The organism is Litchfieldella xinjiangensis, assembly GCF_000759345.1.
GTDB lineage: Bacteria > Pseudomonadota > Gammaproteobacteria > Pseudomonadales > Halomonadaceae > Litchfieldella_A > Litchfieldella_A xinjiangensis.
The window spans coordinates 1,322,813-1,338,643 of record NZ_JPZL01000001.1; the positions used below are offsets into that span (position 1 = coordinate 1,322,813).

The window sequence follows — 15,831 nt, forward strand, 5'->3', positions numbered from 1 at the left end:
GCATGACGCAATACGTGATTCTCGAGGGTGTCATCGCCTTCTTCCTGGTGGCGGGGGGGGCCTTCACCTTCATCGGGTCGTTGGGCATGGCTCACCTGCGCGACTTTTACATGCGCCTGCATGGCCCCACCAAGGCAACCACACTGGGCATCGGCAGCATGCTCATCGCCTCGATGCTGTATTTCTGGGTCGTGGACGGCAAGCCCGATATTCAGGAAATGTTGATCACGCTGTTCCTGTTCATTACCGCACCGGTCTCGGCTCACCTATTGGCCAAGACCGGCCTGCACTTGCAATTGCGGCATGCCGACAAGACCCTCGGCATGCCGGTTGAACTACGCAAGGAGGAAGTGGGCGAGAAGCCCGTACCGCACCCCGACAAGGGACACGGCTAGGGCTGGCTACACCCATCCACCCAGTTCATTGCGCATGACGGCCATCAGCGCATCGATATGGTCGTCACGATCATTGAGGCACGGCACGTAGGTAAACGCTTCGCCACCCGCCTCCATGAAGCTGTCACGAATCTCCTGGTTGATCTCTTCGAGCGTTTCTACGCAGTCGGCGGCAAAGGCTGGAGAGATCACCGCAATGCGCTTCTTGCCCTCACGCGCCAGGGACGCCACGTGCTCGACCGTGGCTGGGCCTACCCATTCCTCGGGACCGAACTGCGACTGAAAGGCCGTGACGATTTGTGTATCGTCCCATCCCAGACGGGCCTGGAGGAGGCGCGTGGTCTTGCGGCATTGGCAATAGTAGGGATCACCCTCGAGCAGGTAGCGCTTGGGGACCCCGTGATAGGAAACCACCAGCACCTTGGGACGTTGCTCGGCGGCGGCATAGGCTTCCGTCACCGACGCAGCCAGAGCCTCGATATAGTCAGGATGCGCGTAATACGCCGGTACGGTACGAATCGCCGGTTGCCACTTGAGCTGCATCAGAGTGCGAAACGCATGATCGTTGGCCGTGGCAGTGGTCGGTGACGCGTATTGCGGGTAGAGCGGGAAGAACAGGATCCGCTCACATCCCTGGGCTTGCAGACCTCGCAATACACTGTCCGTGGACGGATTGCCGTAGCGCATGCAAAAGTCGACGATGACCTCGTCGCCGTAGGCTTCTTTCAAGCGGGCGGCAATCTTGTGGGTCTGCTCGCGCGTGATGGTCAGGAGCGGACTCTCGTCGAGTTCATGATTCCAGATGCTGCGATACGCCTTTCCGGAGCTGAACGGGCGCTTGGTCAGGATGATGCCTTGCAATAACGGCTGCCACTTCCAACGGGCATAGTCGACGACCCGCTGATCAGAGAGAAACTCACTGAGATAGCGACGCATCGACCAGTAGTCGGTGGCGTCCGGTGTGCCAAGATTGGCCAGCAGGACACCGACACGGGCACGGGGCACCGGGGGGTGGTCGGAGGGCGCATGAGCCAGGCGGCCCTCGCCGGGCTGATCGCTGACAACGACGGTAGAAGACATGCAAGCGGTCCTTGTGGTGGGCTCGGCTGTGCCAAGTCTACCAGCCTCAAGGAAGGGGAGAGAATCGAGTTATACTATCGGCGCTATTTGTATAGCATTTGCCAAGATATGGCTTGCTTGGCGCCTACTCGGCAAGGCAATGAATTGCATTTAATGTTGGCCCTGGCCTCGCGCCAGAGCCACGAGCGCGCTATCTAGAAGACCAGCGGCATGCGCGAGGTCAGTGGCGCCTGGTAGTGAGTAGCGCGACCGATGACCTCGTCATGCGCATCCTGGTGAACCAGGTAGGCACGCTGAATGCCATGGCGCTTGAGTTCAAGATAGATATCGTCGAGGGTGCGAAACAGCATGGGTTTGCCCCGCCGCGAGATGACATGCGCCTCGCCTTCCTCATCCAGCAACTGGATCTGATAGCAGCGGCTTCCTGCAATGGCGATAACCCGGACTTCATGATCCAGGGGGTGAGAGGCGTACGCCTTTAGTGCTTCCAATTCCATAAGTGGCTCCTGTGACATCCTGTCAAATCGAGTCGAATACAACGTAACCGGCCAGGCCGGACAGTTCCAGTCCAAGGCCTGCATCGTCCAGATACGACTGGGGCACAGCCTGGCTGTGCCCCATGACGATACGGCGTCACGTAGATGTTGTTTTTATGACCGTCACTCTGCCGGGAAGTTCACACAGCGGACAGTGCCAGGCATTAGCGCAATACGCGCCGAGTCGATTGGCGCTTACTGGTAAGCCGAGGGATCGATGGCCTTGCCCAGCGAATTGCGATCGACCCACTTTCCGGCCTTGGTTTCCTTGTAGCGAAACACGACCCGATCACCGACCTGAACCGGGACTTCGGCATCTTCGGTCTGGTAGCTGTAGGTCTCGCCATCCACGACGATGCGATAGCGGTAAAGGTCCGGCATACCCAGCCATTCCTTGAAAGGCCCTTCGCGCTCGATCTCCTGAAGCTCCCCGCGCGCCTCAAGCTTGGGGGTGCGCTTGCCGCGCCGGAATCCACCTGCCATATGCTCTCCTGTCGTGCCGGTATGAGGGGCGGCATTATAAGCGCCACGCGCCACGGCTCAAGCGGTGCTGTCCCCTCTCATTCACCGAAATGCTGGCCGTAGCTATCGGGTGCAAGATCCTCGAAGCGCGTGTACTTGCCGATGAAGGCCATATGCACGGTGCCGATCGGCCCATTACGCTGCTTACCGATGATCAACTCGGCCAGCCCCTGATTGTCCGGGTTATCTGGATTGTAGACCTCATCACGGTAGACGAAGGCGATCACGTCCGCATCCTGCTCGATGGCGCCCGATTCGCGCAGGTCCGACATTACCGGGCGCTTGTTGGGGCGCTGCTCCAGCGAGCGGTTGAGCTGCGACAGGGCAATGACCGGGCAGCCGAATTCCTTGGCCAGGCCCTTGAGCGAGCGGGAGATTTCCGAAATCTCACCGGTCCGGTTCTCGGAAAAGCCCGGGATCTGCATCAGCTGCAGATAGTCGATCATGATCATGCCCATGTTGCCGTGCTCGCGCACCAGGCGGCGGATCCGAGAACGCATCTCGTTGGGCGACAACGCCGCGGTATCGTCGATGAACAGCTGCTTGTCCTTGAGCAGATTCACTGCCGAGGTCAGGCGGGGCCAGTCTTCATCTTCGAGCTGACCGGTGCGCACGCGCGTCTGGTCAATGCGGCCCAGCGAGGAAAGCATACGCAACATCAGGGCGTCGGCGGGCATCTCCATGGAAAACACCATCACCGGCTTGTCGCTGGAGATGACGGCATGTTCCACGACGTTCATGGCGAATGTAGTCTTTCCCATCGAGGGGCGGCCGGCGATGATCACAAGGTCCGCGGGCTGCAGACCCGAGGTCATGTCGTCGAGATCGCGAAACCCCGTCGAGAGCCCGGTCATCTGACCCTGCATGTTGAACAGCTCATCGATACGATCGACGGCCTTGGCCAGCAGCTCGCTCATGCCGATGGGGCCGCCCAGCTTGGGACGGTCCTCGCTGATCTGGAAGACCAGTCGTTCGGCCTCGTTGACCAGCTCGTCCGATGGGCGTCCTTGAGGTGCGAAAGCCCCTTCGGCGATCTGGTTGGCTGCCTGGATCAACTTTCGCAGCGTGGCCCGCTCGCGAACGATATCGGTATAGGCGCGTATATTGCTCGCCGACGGCGTGTTTCGCGCCAATTCCGCCAGATACGCAAGCCCGCCCACCGTATCGAGCTGATCGCGGTTCTCGAGCGCTTCGGACAGGGTCACCACGTCCAGCGGATGGCCGCCCTCGGCCAGACCAGTCATGGCATTGAAGATCAGGCGATGTTCGTAGCGGTAGAAATCGCCGCCCACGAGACGTTCGGAGACGGTATCCCAGGCACTGTTGTCGAGCATCAGGCCGCCCAGCACAGATTGTTCCGCCTCAAGGGAATGCGGCGGAACCTTGAGTGCAGCGGTTTCCTGATCGAGGTCGACGGTATCGTTCATGATGGGGCGGAACCTCGCAAAACGGGAAGCGGGGCCATTCTACCCCAACCCGGTGCCCCACCCTACCGTCGTTCAGCGCCCCAAAAGGAGGCTATCTCAAGCGAAGCGGCGTATCGGCCAGCCCCGGCACCGCGAGCTCGGCCATGAACAGGTCGCCCGCCATGGGCTCCTCCTCCCGCTGGCGGGCCGACATGCCCTCTCGGGCCGTCGTGATATACAGACGATCCAGGTCGCGGCCGCCAAAGGCCGGACAGGAAGGCTGGGCTGTCGGCAGGCGTACCTCGTCGATCTGGCTGGCATCAGGGGCAAGGCGAATGACTTTTCCAGCGCCCCACAGGGAGAGCCACATGGCGCCTTCCCGGTCGATGACGGCACCATCGGGGTTGCCGGTGTGCGCGGAATAGTCGAGCCAGGGTTCCGGCTCGCCATCCGGCCACCCTTCGCTATCCAGTGCCCATTCGAAAACGATCCCACGCGCCGTATCGGCGAAATAGGCACGCTCTCCCTGAGGCGAGAAACAGATGGCGTTGGGGATGGTTATGCCCGAGTGAAGCTTGACCAGCTCACCCCGGTGCAGTCGGTAGAGACTCCCGGCGGCGGGTTCGGCAGCCTTTCCCATGCTGGAGAGCCATAAGCTGCCATGGCGGTCGAGCCGGCCATCGTTGGAGCGCGTGATCGGGTTATCGGCTTCAAACCCCATGATCGATTCACGGCTGCCTGAACGAGGATCGAAACGCTCCAGGGTATGCTCGCCCACCACCAACAGGCCACCGTCGAAAAGCGGTACCGCCAGCGAAATGCAGCAACCGAAGTCGACCTGGCCGGTCTCTGCGTCCCCGGGCGATAACCAGTGCAGCTGGCCTTCGAGGATGTCGCACCAGTAGAGACGTTCATTGACGGCATCCCACACCGGCCCTTCACCCAGCTCGCAGCCACATGCAACGACACGTTGAGCCTCTCTGCTCGTCATTTGCCGTCTCCCGCCGATTGCCAGGCATGCACCAGGGCTTGCGCCCTCTCGCTCACCTCTACAGCGCTCAAGCCCGGCTTGTACAGCGCGCTACCGAGCCCTGCCCCATCGATGCCCGCAGCGCGCCACTCGGCGAAATTATCCGCATCGATACCGCCCACGGCATACAGCTCAGTGCCTTTAGGCAGCACGGCACGCATGGCCTGCATTCCAGCGATACCCACCTGCACGGCGGGGAAGAGCTTGAGCGCACTGGCACCGGCCTCCAGGGCATCGAAGGCCTCGGACGGGGTAACGATACCCGGGAGTGACGTCATCCCGAGATGCCGCGTCTCGGCGATCACCGAGGGACGGCAATTGGGTGATACGATCAGACGCCCTCCCGCTGCATGCACTTCGCGCACCTCGGCGGTACTCAATACCGTACCGGCGCCGATCATGGCTCGTGTGCCAAACGCCTCGGCCAGGCGGCGAATGCTCTCGATGGGATCGGGCGAATTGAGCGGGACTTCGATGCGCTGGATCCCAGCATCGAGTACGGCCTCACCGACCTCGACCGCATCGCGTGGGGTGACGCCGCGCAGTATGGCTACCAGGGGTAGAGACATATGACCTCCAAATTCATGAATGCAGTGCGTGCCTGGCCTGGCGTAGACCGGCCAGCACCACACGCTCGCTATCCAGGGTGCGGCTTGGGTATCCCAAGGCCTCGAGAGCCACGGCGTAGCGACGGCACAAGCTCTCAGCGCCGATCAGGCTGACCGCCTCGCCATCCGCCAGATCCTGGCGAACCGCACCGAGCTCCAAGCCGATGATCAATCCCGAAAGACGTGCTGCGAGCAGGCGCCCACGAGACTCGTCGCTGGGAAGACCGTAATCGAGCAGGTCGATGGCGCGGATACCGAACAGCCATTGAGTCACGCGGGCCGGCCTCTCCACGGCATCGTCAATCGCTGCCAGAAACGTACCGCGACAGTCCGGATCGTCCAGGCTGTCCTCGCCTACCGAGTGGGCGAGGACGGAACGCTCGGCAAGCAAGCGATACAGCTCACCGGTCAGGTAGGTGCGAAACGAATCGAGCGTGCCCGATTCGAGACGCGCCCACTTCGAGTGGGTGCCCGGTAAGCAGGCCCATCCCGAGAGAGCGGGCTCAAGCGCTGCCAGACCGGCCAGTTGCGTCTCCTCGCCCCGCATCACATCGAAGTCGACATCCTCCCGGCCACGGGGCTGGCAAAGCCCCGGCAACAGGGAGACATGCAGGCGTGATTCGCGCAACGTCGGGGGCGACACGGCGCCATCGACCAGCGATTCCAGCCGGCACGGCACCTGACGGTAAGGGGCTTCCTGCCAGCCCTGGCGGGCCCCTGCCATCCCACAGACCATGACATCGACGGGCGCGTCGTCGTCCGACAGCCAATCCGCGACCACCTCGAGCAATGCCGCTTCATAGCGTTCGGCCGTCAGCCCCAGCATGCCGCGCTGGGAGCTGCCGCGTGCCAGGACTTCGCCGTGGCGATCCAGAGCCCAGGCACGCAAGTTGCTGGACCCCCAGTCGACGGCGATCCATTCCAATCCCTCGCGAATGGTAGCGTTCATTGGTTTCTCCTTACCATTCGGCGATTGAGCCATCATCATGGGTCCATACCGGGTTGCGCCAACGATGTCCGACCTTGGCACGCTCTTCGACGAACGCCTCGTCGATCTCGACCCCCAGACCCGGCTTTTGGGGAATCGCACAGAACCCGTCCTCGATCTGCAGGGCGCTCTTGTCGACCAGATAGTCGAGCACGTCGTTGCCCTGGTTGTAATGGATGCCCATGCTCTGCTCCTGGATGAATGCGTTGTGGCATACGGCATCCAGATGCAGAGACGTCGCCAGCGTAAGCGGGCCCAGCGGGCAATGGGGTGCCAGTGCGACATCATAGGCCGAGGCCAGGGCGGCGATCTTCATGCCCTCGCTGATGCCACCACAGTGCGACAGGTCAGGCTGGATGATGTCGACCATGCCATCGGCCAACAGGTCGCGAAATTCGAAACGGGTATGCAACCGTTCGCCGGTGGCGAGGGGATAGCCTAGGCCGCCGGCGATGTGCTTGAGCGCAGGAAGATGCTCGGGGGCGACCGGCTCTTCGACGAACATCGGGTGGAAGGGCTCCAGCTCACGCAGTAGCGCCTTGGCCATCGGGCGATGGACACGGCCATGGAAATCGATGCCGATGCCCACTTCGGGGCCCACCGCCTCGCGTGCTTCGGCGACCCGCGCCACTGCTTCGTCGACCTTGGCGTGGGAATCGACGATCTGCATCTCGGCCGTACCGTTCATCTTGAAGGCAGTGAAGCCCTGTTCGACCAGCGCTCGTGCGCCACTGCCGACATCGCTGGGGCGATCGCCACCGGTCCAGGCATACATGCGCATCCGATCGCGCACCGCGCCACCCAACATCTGATGTACCGGAACGCCCAGATCCCGCCCCTTCAGGTCCCACAGCGCTTGGTCGATCCCGGCGATGGCGCTCATCAAGATCGGACCGCCCCGATAGAAGCCGGCGCGATAAAGGGTATTCCAAAGATGCTCGATGCGGTGGGGATCCTGGCCGATCAGGTAGTCGGCGAGTTCATGAACAGCGGCTTCGACGGTTGCGGCACGTCCTTCGATGACCGGCTCACCCCAGCCATAGACGCCTGCATCGGTCTCGATCTTGAGGAAGAGCCAGCGCGGTGGCACCTGCCAGGTCTTGAGACGAGTAATCTTCATGCTCCGGTTCCTTTCGGTGAAGTGAGTGGGTGCTCGGTGATGTGCCGCATCGACAAGCCCAGGTCGGCAGCAGTGCGCTCCAAGATATATGCCGCGGCCCGTCGCGCCTCGTCTGGCTGACGCAATCGAATCGCTTCCATGACCCGCCAATGGCGCTCAAGACTGTCATCCAGCGTAGTCGCTTGCTGATGGGACTGCGCGATCAGCGCCAGGATCGACGGCCGCAGCAGATGGCCCATCTGTCGCCACACCAGGTTATGGCTGGCGCGGTAGATAGCGGCATGAAAGATGGCATCATGCTCGCCGTGCTCGCGGTAACGCGCACTATCGGCGGCTGTGTCACACATACCGCGGTAGGCCCGCTCGAGCCGTGACAGATCCTCGGCATCCGCTGACTGGGCGGCCAGTGCCGCGACATGCGGCTCGGCAGACAGGCGGAAGGCATGGATTTCCCGGATAAGCTGAGGATGCGGTGTGTCCAGCCCCGTCAACCATTCGCTCATCTGGGGATCAAGCAGGTGCCATTCGCCGATGTCACATACCCAGGAGCCACGCCCGGCGCTACGCTCGATCAATCCCGCGGTGGTCAAGCGGGCCAGGGCGTTGCGTACCAGGTTACGACTGGCACCGAAGTGCTCGCATAAATCGAGCTCCCGAGGGAAGGGTGCCCCCGTCGCCCAATGCCCTGACAGGATGGCGCGCGCGAGTTGTGTAGCGAGTTCGTGCGCATCGGCGCGGGCAGGCAAGGACGGCAACGGACTGAGCGACATCGTGCAGCCTCCTGGCATTCCTGGTTCGTGAGCTTATTGTCTGCTATTCAATTCCAAATGTCTGACATTTTAGTGTTGCAATAAAAAAGCGCAAGCAGTCGCCTGCTTGCGCCCTCATTGCGGTGTGTCCGAATTTACTCGGCCACGACCACCACGCGTACGGTGGCACCGACTTCGGCATGCAGCTGCAGCTCGATGTCGTATTCACCTGTCGCGCGAATCGGACCTTCCGGCATGCGTACTTCGCTCTTGGCGACGTCGATCCCGGCAGAGGCGATGGCTTCGGCCAGATCGCGCGGCCCGATGGAGCCGAACAACTTGCCTTCTTCACCGGCCTTGGCGACCAGTGACAGCTCGATCTCGTTGAGCTGGGCGGCACGCGCCTCGGCTTCCTGCTTGCGCTCGGTAGCCTGGGCTTCGAGCTCGGCGCGCTGGGCATTGAAGGCCTCAACGTTTTCCTTGCTGGCCGGAACGGCAAGCCCGTACGGCATCAGGTAGTTACGACCATAACCGGGCTTGACGGTGACCTTGTCACCCAGGCCACCCAGCTTACCAATGTTGTCGAGCAGAATGACTTCCATCTCGTTAACCTCTTGTCAGTCGCTGTGGGCCAGCCGCCCGCGGAAATTGGCGAGCGAATCGATGAAGGCCAACAGCAGCACAATCAGAATCATGGGCCAGGTGGTTACCAGCAATATATAGAAGGCCACCAGCCAGAGCCCGTTCATCCCCTTTAGACCAATAAACCCGTGAACCAGCGCGACACCTGCTACCAGCAGCGGCACCCAGGCGAGCATGGCAAGCGCAGGAAGCCCCAGCACCATGCCTACTACACCCAACACGACCAGGACCGCCAACTCGCGAGGCGTCAGACGCAGGGCATGGAACTCCTCACGAAAGCCGCCCGGATTGTAAAGTCCGGCCTGCCAGCTGCGGGCCAGTGCCAAGCAGGCCACCGAAGCCAGCATTACGATCAGCCCGGTGACACCGCTGATCAGCAGCCCCGCCAATTGCTCGGTCGCCACCCCCTGTTCAGAGAGCTCCCGCAGCATGTTGTCCACTTCCGGCGATCCCTGGCGCACCTGCTCCAGCAAGGGACCGGCACCGCCGGGAGGCAGGAAAATGCCGAGTTGCACCATTCCCGCGGCAACCAGCGAACCGACGATCAATGCTTCGCTCCAGCGCATTCGGGAGCGCAATACCACCGCCATCAGGGTCACCAGCAACACCGTGGACAAGGGAATTGCGTCCCCCTGGACCCACCACCAGCCCGAAGGCAGGGCGGAAGCCAGAATGACCGGCATGGCGGGGGCAAGCCCCCGCCGCAGGGTCACCAATGCGGCCACTGCGGCACTGAACCAGAACAACCAGGGCACTACGGCAGTCAGTGCCGCTACCCCCATTGCCTGGAGGGTCCCGCGCATCAACCAGCGGGCGATTGCAAGCATCACGCGTAAGGCTTACTGGTGGCTATCGGTGTACGGCAACAGCGCCAGGTAACGTGCCCGCTTGATGGCGGAAGACAGCTGACGCTGATAACGGGCCCGGGTGCCGGTGATCCGGCTCGGAACGATTTTGCCGGTTTCGGTGATGTAGGCCTTGAGCGTATCGATATCCTTGTAATCGATATGCTTCACGCCTTCAGCGGTGAAACGGCAGAACTTACGGCGACGGAAAAAGCGTGCCATGAACGAATCTCCTGTGAACGTGCGTTATTCGGCTTCAGCGGTTTCAGTGGAGCGCTCGCGCGGACGCTCTTCGCGACGCGGACGCTTCTCTTCTGACTGCTTCATCATCGGAGAGGCTTCGGTGATGGCTTCCTTGCAACGCACGACCAGGCTGCGAATGATCGCGTCGTTGAAACGGAAGATGTTCTCGATCTCGTCGAGAGTCTCGCCGCTACATTCGACGTTCATCAGCACGTAGTGAGCCTTGTGGATCTTGTTGATCGGGTAGGCCAGATGACGGCGGCCCCAATCTTCCAGACGATGCACGGTACCACCACTCTCGGTGACGAGGCTGGTGTAACGCTCGACCATCGCCGGAACCTGTTCGCTCTGGTCCGGGTGGACCATGAACACGATCTCGTAATGACGCATGAGTTCTCCTTACGGTTTGGCAGCTTCCGGCGGGGCCGCGAGTGCGACGCCAGGGAAGCAAGGAGTGATTTTTCGGAAAAGAATGCCCTTCCGAGCACTCGGATGGGCCGCGTAATTGTAGTGATCGACTCAGGCGGTTGCAAGCTGACGTTGCCGCACCGCCTCGAAAAGGCAGATCCCCGTGGCGACCGAGACATTGAGACTCGAGACCTGGCCGGCCATCGGCAGTTTGACCAGGCTGTCGCACGCCTCGCGCGTCAGGCGACGCATGCCCTTGCCTTCGGCACCCATCACCAGGGCCGTGGGCCCCGTATAGTCGCCCTTGAATAGGCTGGTCTCGGCCTCACCCGCGGTCCCGATGATCCACACCCCGCTTTCCTTGAGGCGTGCCATGGCCCGGGCCAGGTTGGTCACTTGATAGACCGGCACCGTTTCCGCAGCACCGCAGGCCACCTTGCGCACCGTGGCATTGAGTGGCGCTGCCTTGTCCTTGGGGACGATGACCCCATGCACCCCGGCAGCGTCGGCACTGCGCAGGCACGCGCCGAAATTGTGCACATCGGTGACGCCATCGAGAATGAGCAGGAGCGGCGGCTCGGGCTTCGTCCAGGCACCCAACCTCAACCACAGCGACTCCTCACCCTCCGCCACCAGCGGTGCACAAAAGGCAATTACTCCCTGGTGGGAAGCGCCCTGAGCAAGCTCATCGAGCGTCTCGCGCGGCTGAGACACGACCCGGGCACCCATGCGTCGGGCGTGTTCGGTCAGGTCAGTCAGGCGCGACATGGCCCCGCCTTCCTGAACCCACAACTCACGCGGTGCCTCGCCACGCTCGATCAAGGCACGCACCGCATGCACGCCGTAGACACTATCCAACCCGGCGGGGCCGCGTGCCTTGGCGGCACCGGGCGCCTTGCGGCCGGCATTGTGCTTGCGAGGCGCCATCAGCGCTTACCGCTGCGCTTGCGGGGGCCACGACGCGGCCCCTTGCCACCTTCCTTGCCGGCGTCGGATTGCTTGGCCTCGGCCTTGTCGTCTACACCGGGCTTGCGACGCTTGGGATTGCGGCGCGGACGCGGCTTGTCATCCCGTAGATCGAAGTCGATCTTGCGCTCATCCAGGTCGACACGTGCCACCAGAACGGTGACGCCATCGCCGAGCCGGTAGCTCATGCCGGATCGCTCGCCCTTGAGGCGGTGCTTCTCAGGCTCGTAGTGGTAATAGTCGGAGGGCAGCGAGGTTACGTGAACCAGCCCTTCGACATATACCTCATCCAGGCGTACAAAAATGCCGAACTGGGTCACCGAGGCGATGGTCCCTTCGAAGACCTCGCCCACCTTATCGGACATGAACTCGCACTTGAGCCAATCCTCGACATCGCGTGTGGCGTCGTCGGCACGCCGCTCGGTCATCGAACAGTGCTCGCCAAGCTCGAGCATTTGCTCGAACGTATACGGACACCATTTGCTGGGCGGATCGACCGGCGCACCCTCGGCGCGCAGCACGGTATTGGTCTGGCGCGGCCCGCGAATCACCGAGCGAATGGCACGGTGCACCAGCAGGTCGGGATAACGGCGGATCGGCGACGTAAAGTGCGCATAGGCCTGGTAAGCCAGACCGAAGTGCCCTTCGTTATGCGGTGAATAGACCGCCTGGTTCATCGAGCGCAGCATCACCGTCTGGATGATGTCGGCATCGGGGCGATCCTTGATGACCTCACGCAGCGCCTGGTAATCCTGCGGCGTAGGTGAATCGCCGCCTCCCAGCGTCAGGCCCAGCTCATTGAGGAACAGGCGCAGCTTATCGAGACGCTCCGGGGGCGGCGGCTCGTGGATACGGTAAAGCGCTGGCAGGTCATGCTTGTCGAGAAAGCGCGCCGTGGCCACGTTGGCGGCAAGCATGCATTCCTCGACGATCTTATGGGCATCGTTGCGGCTACGCGGCACGATGGTCTCGATCTTGCGCTCATCGTTGAAGATGATGGCCGTTTCGGTGGTCTCGAAATCGATGGCGCCGCGCTCGCTACGCGCACCGCGCAGCAGCTTGTACAGGGCATGCAGGTTCTCGAGCGAGGGCACCAGCTCGGCATATTCCTCGCGAAGCGCACGCCCCTCGGCGGAATCGGGCTCCTGAAGCATCGTGCCCACCTTGGTATAGGTCAGGCGCGCATGCGACTGGAAAACCGCTTCATAGAAACGATAGCGGCTGATTGCGCCCGTTTGCGAAATATTCATCTCGCAGACCAATGCCAGGCGATCGACAGCCGGATTCAGCGAGCACAGTCCGTTGGATAACAGCTCGGGAAGCATCGGCACGACCTGCCCCGGGAAATAAACCGAGTTGCCGCGGACATGCGCCTCTTCGTCAAGCGGTGTGCCGGGGCGGACGTAGTGCGACACGTCGGCGATGGCCACCAACAGCTTCCAACTGCCCGACTTGGTCTTCCAGGCACAGACGGCGTCGTCGAAGTCCTTGGCATCCTCGCCATCGATGGTGACGAACGGCACGTCGCGCAGGTTGATTCGATGCGCCTTGTCGGCCTCGGCCACTTCAGCGGACATGCCGGCGATCTGGTCGTCGACCTCCGGGGGGAATTCCGCGGGAATGTCATGGCTGCGGATGGCAATATCGATTTCCATCCCCGGGTCCATGCGCTCGCCGAGTACTTCAACCACCTCGCCCACCGGCTGCACCCGGGTATCGGGCTGCTGCACGATGCGCGCCGAGACCACTTGGCCGTCCTGGGCCCCGCCGGTAGCGCTATGCGGAATGATGACTTCCTGAGTGATACGCGTATTCTCGGGAATCAGGACGGCAAACTCGTCATTGTTCTGCCGATAGACCCCGACAATGGTCTGGGTATTGCGCACCAGGACTTCCGAAATGGTCGCCTCGTCGCGCCCACGCCGGTCGCGACCACTGATGCGAACCAGCACCTGGTCGCCATGGAAGACACGTCGCATCTGGCGCGGCGGAAGCACCAGGTCGGGCTTCTTGCCGTCATCACGCACCAGGAAACCGAAGCCGTCGCGATGGCCGAGCACTCGCCCCTTGATCAGGTCGAGCTTATCGATCAACGCATAGGCACTACGCCGATCTCGCAGGACCTGTCCATCGCGCTCCATGGCGGCCAGTCGTCGGCGCACGGCCTCCATCTGGTCCTCGTCATCGAGGCCCAGCATGCGGCTCATGTTCTCGTGGGTGATGGGCTTGCCGTATTCCTCCAGCCGAGCGAGCAGAAACTCGCGACTGGGTACGGGCTTGTCGTATTTGCGGGCTTCGCGCTCCGCGTGCGGGTCATCGCCTAATGTCCAGTGATTCATGCTATCGACGTCCTTGAATGTGTATAAGCGAGGCAACGCGGGCGACTGCTTCTTTTGTATGGATTAATGATCATCGCCGCAGTATAGCGCCGTGACGAGCATCACCCAACCGTCAGCCGTTCTCGGATTGATGGACACGCCTAAAACGCCTTTAGAAAGGCCCGAACGGAGGCGGCACGGGGTATTGCATTGTACGCTGGAATCGGTATTATACGCGCCACTTGCCCAGATGGCGGAATTGGTAGACGCGCTAGCTTCAGGTGCTAGTGTCCTTACGGACGTGGAGGTTCAAGTCCTCTTCTGGGCACCATCGATATCCCGCAACAGGGTGTCGAGTGCAAGCCCCTCGCAATACGTGTTCGCCCAGGTGGCGGAATTGGTAGACGCGCTAGCTTCAGGTGCTAGTGTCCTTACGGACGTGGAGGTTCAAGTCCTCTCCTGGGCACCATTGGCCCGGCCAAGCGAACACGATAAGCATGACACGCCCAGGTGGCGGAATTGGTAGACGCGCTAGCTTCAGGTGCTAGTATCCTTACGGATGTGGAGGTTCAAGTCCTCTCCTGGGCACCATTGCCCTCCGTGTCATGCTCCAGTCTATCCCTCTCGTTTTACCTTCTTCTCGTTCTGCCTTCGCTACTTCTCGTGCTGTCACTTTCTTGTTCTGCCACTTTCTCGTTCTGCCACTCGTCGCTGGCATTCAAAGAGACTATTGTCTTCATCGCCTAGAACCTGGACGGCAATCTAGCGATTTCGTCGATTCCCCACCCCTCGGTGCGCACCCCGCTTTCAAGCCGCGCTTCCATGTCGGGCGTCAGGTTGGGAAAGAAATTCAGACCCGTGCGCAACTCGATCTCATCGATACTGACCAGATAGCGGTCGAGCGGTTCGTTGCCGCTGACGTCTTGCGGCACCAGGAACGCCACGGCTCTGGGCTGCTCGGCGGGTACCACGACGATCTTGTAGAACGCCTCGGGGATCTCGACCAGCCCCACCCGGTTGAATACGTTCTCGAAAAAACGCTCGGGAAAGACCGGCCCCGTAATCACGTGCACGGTGCCGAAGCGACCCGCGAAGTGATCGATGACCACCTCTTCCAGACGCTGCCAGAGTCGGCGATTGAGATCGGGCCGTTGTGGCGTGATATTGCTCATCTGGAAGGTCTGCCGCTGTGCCCCGGCGCCGTGCACGGCAGCAATGGCATAGTTGGGCGCCATATGGCCCCGATCGTAACCACTGCCGAAGTAGCTGTCGGTGCCAATCGGCCACAGCGTGCGCCAGTCGCTCTGGAAGTCGGGACGTGGCCCGATGCGGGTATTGTCGTCGACCGCCTGCAGGGTATAGCTCACCCACAAGGGATTGACGCGCAGGTCGGACCAACCCACCAGGAACCCGTCATTGCGCAGCACCCGATGCAGCGATGTCGGCGAGGGTGTCTCCCAGGTCGTCACGCCCATCCAACTGAGGCTATCGCGATACTCGCGTTCCTGGGAATACCACAGGCCGGTGGCCACGGTCACAAACAATAAACTGACGCCGAGGTTGCGAGCCTGACGGCGCCACAGGGAAAAGCGGCGTTTCATGGAGTTAGCGCTTACCTACCGGGAATCCAACCACTGCGCTGCCCGATCAGGCAAGGCAGACACATCCGAACATGCCCCAGTGAGTACTTACCAACCCACCGAGAACATGGTTTCCAGATCGTGCCGCGAGTGCACCTGCATGGCATTGAGGGTCTCGGTATCGCGAATACCCTCGACGGCATTGAGGCGCTCCGTAACCAGGGTGGCGAGGCTCTCGAAATCCTGGGTCCGAGCGATGGCTACCAGATCGTAGCGGCCACAGGTGGAATAGACTTCGCTGATTCCCTCGACATCGGCCAGACGCTCGGCAACGCCCTTCACCTGCCCTTTCTCGGTATTGATCAGAATCACTGCATTCTGCATGTCGTTCCTCC

At 61.7% G+C, this 15,831-nt stretch carries 18 protein-coding genes and 3 tRNA genes; 4 read left to right on the top strand and 17 right to left on the bottom strand.

Annotation, left to right across the window (positions count from 1 at the left end; translation table 11 throughout):
• Positions 1–2: 2 nt before the first annotated feature.
• Complete coding sequence (locus JH15_RS06140) at positions 3–395, top strand: Na+/H+ antiporter subunit G (protein WP_043528006.1); 393 nt, start codon at positions 3–5, stop codon at positions 393–395.
• Between the two features lie 6 nt (positions 396–401).
• Here the strand turns inward: JH15_RS06140 and hemH are convergent, their stop codons facing one another.
• The 15 genes from hemH to rnr form a co-directional block, all read right to left on the bottom strand.
• A complete protein-coding gene (gene hemH / locus JH15_RS06145) occupies positions 402–1,475 on the bottom strand; it encodes a ferrochelatase (protein ID WP_043528008.1) in 1,074 nt (357 codons plus the stop codon).
• A gap of 194 nt (positions 1,476–1,669) precedes the next feature.
• Positions 1,670–1,972 carry a DUF6482 family protein gene (locus JH15_RS06150; RefSeq protein WP_043528010.1) on the bottom strand — a complete coding sequence of 101 codons (303 nt, stop codon included), beginning with the start codon at positions 1,970–1,972 and terminating at the stop codon, positions 1,670–1,672.
• A 234-nt stretch (positions 1,973–2,206) separates the two neighbouring features.
• Positions 2,207–2,494, bottom strand: coding sequence for a hypothetical protein (locus tag JH15_RS06155; RefSeq protein WP_043528012.1), 288 nt, complete (start codon positions 2,492–2,494; stop codon positions 2,207–2,209).
• Between the two features lie 77 nt (positions 2,495–2,571).
• Positions 2,572–3,960, bottom strand: coding sequence for a replicative DNA helicase (gene dnaB / locus JH15_RS06160; RefSeq protein ID WP_043528015.1), 1,389 nt, complete (start codon positions 3,958–3,960; stop codon positions 2,572–2,574).
• 91 nt (positions 3,961–4,051) lie between these two features.
• Positions 4,052–4,930, bottom strand: a complete 879-nt coding sequence (locus JH15_RS06165; protein ID WP_043528017.1) for an SMP-30/gluconolactonase/LRE family protein — start codon at positions 4,928–4,930, stop codon at positions 4,052–4,054.
• Positions 4,927–5,538, bottom strand: coding sequence for a 2-dehydro-3-deoxy-6-phosphogalactonate aldolase (locus tag JH15_RS06170; protein ID WP_043528020.1), 612 nt, complete (start codon positions 5,536–5,538; stop codon positions 4,927–4,929). Before JH15_RS06170 ends, JH15_RS06165 begins: the two co-directional genes overlap by 4 nt.
• Positions 5,539–5,551: 13 nt before the next feature.
• On the bottom strand, positions 5,552–6,526 hold the full coding sequence (locus tag JH15_RS06175; RefSeq protein ID WP_043528022.1) for a 2-dehydro-3-deoxygalactonokinase: 975 nt from the start codon (positions 6,524–6,526) through the stop codon (positions 5,552–5,554).
• 10 nt (positions 6,527–6,536) lie between these two features.
• Entirely contained in the window at positions 6,537–7,685 is a 1,149-nt protein-coding gene (gene dgoD, locus JH15_RS06180; RefSeq protein ID WP_043528024.1) for a galactonate dehydratase, read from the bottom strand.
• A complete protein-coding gene (locus JH15_RS06185) occupies positions 7,682–8,455 on the bottom strand; it encodes a FadR/GntR family transcriptional regulator (protein ID WP_052383919.1) in 774 nt (257 codons plus the stop codon). Before JH15_RS06185 ends, dgoD begins: the two co-directional genes overlap by 4 nt.
• 134 nt (positions 8,456–8,589) lie before the next feature.
• Entirely contained in the window at positions 8,590–9,036 is a 447-nt protein-coding gene (rplI, locus tag JH15_RS06190) for a 50S ribosomal protein L9 (protein WP_043528028.1), read from the bottom strand.
• A 15-nt stretch (positions 9,037–9,051) separates the two neighbouring features.
• On the bottom strand, positions 9,052–9,903 hold the full coding sequence (locus tag JH15_RS06195) for a YybS family protein (RefSeq protein ID WP_043528031.1): 852 nt from the start codon (positions 9,901–9,903) through the stop codon (positions 9,052–9,054).
• Between the two features lie 12 nt (positions 9,904–9,915).
• Complete coding sequence (rpsR, locus tag JH15_RS06200) at positions 9,916–10,143, bottom strand: 30S ribosomal protein S18 (protein ID WP_043528033.1); 228 nt, start codon at positions 10,141–10,143, stop codon at positions 9,916–9,918.
• 24 nt (positions 10,144–10,167) lie between these two features.
• On the bottom strand, positions 10,168–10,554 hold the full coding sequence (rpsF, locus tag JH15_RS06205; protein ID WP_043528036.1) for a 30S ribosomal protein S6: 387 nt from the start codon (positions 10,552–10,554) through the stop codon (positions 10,168–10,170).
• Positions 10,555–10,683: 129 nt separating this feature from the next.
• Entirely contained in the window at positions 10,684–11,499 is an 816-nt protein-coding gene (rlmB, locus tag JH15_RS06210; protein WP_052383920.1) for a 23S rRNA (guanosine(2251)-2'-O)-methyltransferase RlmB, read from the bottom strand.
• Entirely contained in the window at positions 11,499–13,877 is a 2,379-nt protein-coding gene (gene rnr / locus JH15_RS06215; protein ID WP_043528038.1) for a ribonuclease R, read from the bottom strand. Before rnr ends, rlmB begins: the two co-directional genes overlap by 1 nt.
• A 223-nt stretch (positions 13,878–14,100) precedes the next feature.
• Between rnr and JH15_RS06220 the strand changes: the two genes are divergently transcribed.
• The 3 genes from JH15_RS06220 to JH15_RS06230 all read left to right on the top strand — a co-directional run bounded on the left by JH15_RS06220 (position 14,101) and on the right by JH15_RS06230 (position 14,447).
• Positions 14,101–14,187: transfer RNA gene (locus JH15_RS06220), tRNA-Leu, on the top strand.
• A gap of 51 nt (positions 14,188–14,238) precedes the next feature.
• Positions 14,239–14,325, top strand: a tRNA-Leu gene (locus JH15_RS06225).
• A gap of 35 nt (positions 14,326–14,360) precedes the next feature.
• A tRNA-Leu gene (locus tag JH15_RS06230) sits at positions 14,361–14,447 on the top strand.
• A gap of 152 nt (positions 14,448–14,599) precedes the next feature.
• On the opposite strand, the gene JH15_RS06235 is transcribed toward JH15_RS06230, so the two are convergent.
• Both JH15_RS06235 and JH15_RS06240 read right to left on the bottom strand, forming a co-directional pair.
• Positions 14,600–15,457 (bottom strand): DNA/RNA non-specific endonuclease, encoded by an 858-nt coding sequence (locus JH15_RS06235; RefSeq protein ID WP_043528040.1) that lies wholly within the window; start codon positions 15,455–15,457, stop codon positions 14,600–14,602.
• 87 nt (positions 15,458–15,544) lie between these two features.
• The gene (locus tag JH15_RS06240) at positions 15,545–15,820 is read right to left on the bottom strand and encodes an Lrp/AsnC family transcriptional regulator (RefSeq protein ID WP_043528043.1); all 276 of its coding nucleotides are present in this window, start codon (positions 15,818–15,820) and stop codon (positions 15,545–15,547) included.
• Positions 15,821–15,831: the final 11 nt, after the last annotated feature.

What these genes read in the sequence shown, in the direction of transcription:
- dnaB (WP_043528015.1), bottom strand. Translation starts at nt 3,960, where the DNA reads ATGAACGATACCGTCGACCTCGATCAGGAAACCGCTGCACTCAAGGTT.
- JH15_RS06195 (WP_043528031.1), bottom strand. Translation starts at nt 9,903, where the DNA reads ATGCTTGCAATCGCCCGCTGGTTGATGCGCGGGACCCTCCAGGCAATG.
- JH15_RS06165 (WP_043528017.1), bottom strand. Translation starts at nt 4,930, where the DNA reads ATGACGAGCAGAGAGGCTCAACGTGTCGTTGCATGTGGCTGCGAGCTG.
- JH15_RS06140 (WP_043528006.1), top strand. Translation starts at nt 3, where the DNA reads ATGACGCAATACGTGATTCTCGAGGGTGTCATCGCCTTCTTCCTGGTG.
- rnr (WP_043528038.1), bottom strand. Translation starts at nt 13,877, where the DNA reads ATGAATCACTGGACATTAGGCGATGACCCGCACGCGGAGCGCGAAGCC.
- rlmB (WP_052383920.1), bottom strand. Translation starts at nt 11,499, where the DNA reads ATGGCGCCTCGCAAGCACAATGCCGGCCGCAAGGCGCCCGGTGCCGCC.
- JH15_RS06240 (WP_043528043.1), bottom strand. Translation starts at nt 15,820, where the DNA reads ATGCAGAATGCAGTGATTCTGATCAATACCGAGAAAGGGCAGGTGAAG.
- JH15_RS06155 (WP_043528012.1), bottom strand. Translation starts at nt 2,494, where the DNA reads ATGGCAGGTGGATTCCGGCGCGGCAAGCGCACCCCCAAGCTTGAGGCG.
- rplI (WP_043528028.1), bottom strand. Translation starts at nt 9,036, where the DNA reads ATGGAAGTCATTCTGCTCGACAACATTGGTAAGCTGGGTGGCCTGGGT.
- dgoD (WP_043528024.1), bottom strand. Translation starts at nt 7,685, where the DNA reads ATGAAGATTACTCGTCTCAAGACCTGGCAGGTGCCACCGCGCTGGCTC.
- JH15_RS06185 (WP_052383919.1), bottom strand. Translation starts at nt 8,455, where the DNA reads ATGTCGCTCAGTCCGTTGCCGTCCTTGCCTGCCCGCGCCGATGCGCAC.
- JH15_RS06235 (WP_043528040.1), bottom strand. Translation starts at nt 15,457, where the DNA reads ATGAAACGCCGCTTTTCCCTGTGGCGCCGTCAGGCTCGCAACCTCGGC.
- hemH (WP_043528008.1), bottom strand. Translation starts at nt 1,475, where the DNA reads ATGTCTTCTACCGTCGTTGTCAGCGATCAGCCCGGCGAGGGCCGCCTG.
- rpsF (WP_043528036.1), bottom strand. Translation starts at nt 10,554, where the DNA reads ATGCGTCATTACGAGATCGTGTTCATGGTCCACCCGGACCAGAGCGAA.
- JH15_RS06175 (WP_043528022.1), bottom strand. Translation starts at nt 6,526, where the DNA reads ATGAACGCTACCATTCGCGAGGGATTGGAATGGATCGCCGTCGACTGG.
- JH15_RS06170 (WP_043528020.1), bottom strand. Translation starts at nt 5,538, where the DNA reads ATGTCTCTACCCCTGGTAGCCATACTGCGCGGCGTCACCCCACGCGAT.
- rpsR (WP_043528033.1), bottom strand. Translation starts at nt 10,143, where the DNA reads ATGGCACGCTTTTTCCGTCGCCGTAAGTTCTGCCGTTTCACCGCTGAA.
- JH15_RS06150 (WP_043528010.1), bottom strand. Translation starts at nt 1,972, where the DNA reads ATGGAATTGGAAGCACTAAAGGCGTACGCCTCTCACCCCCTGGATCAT.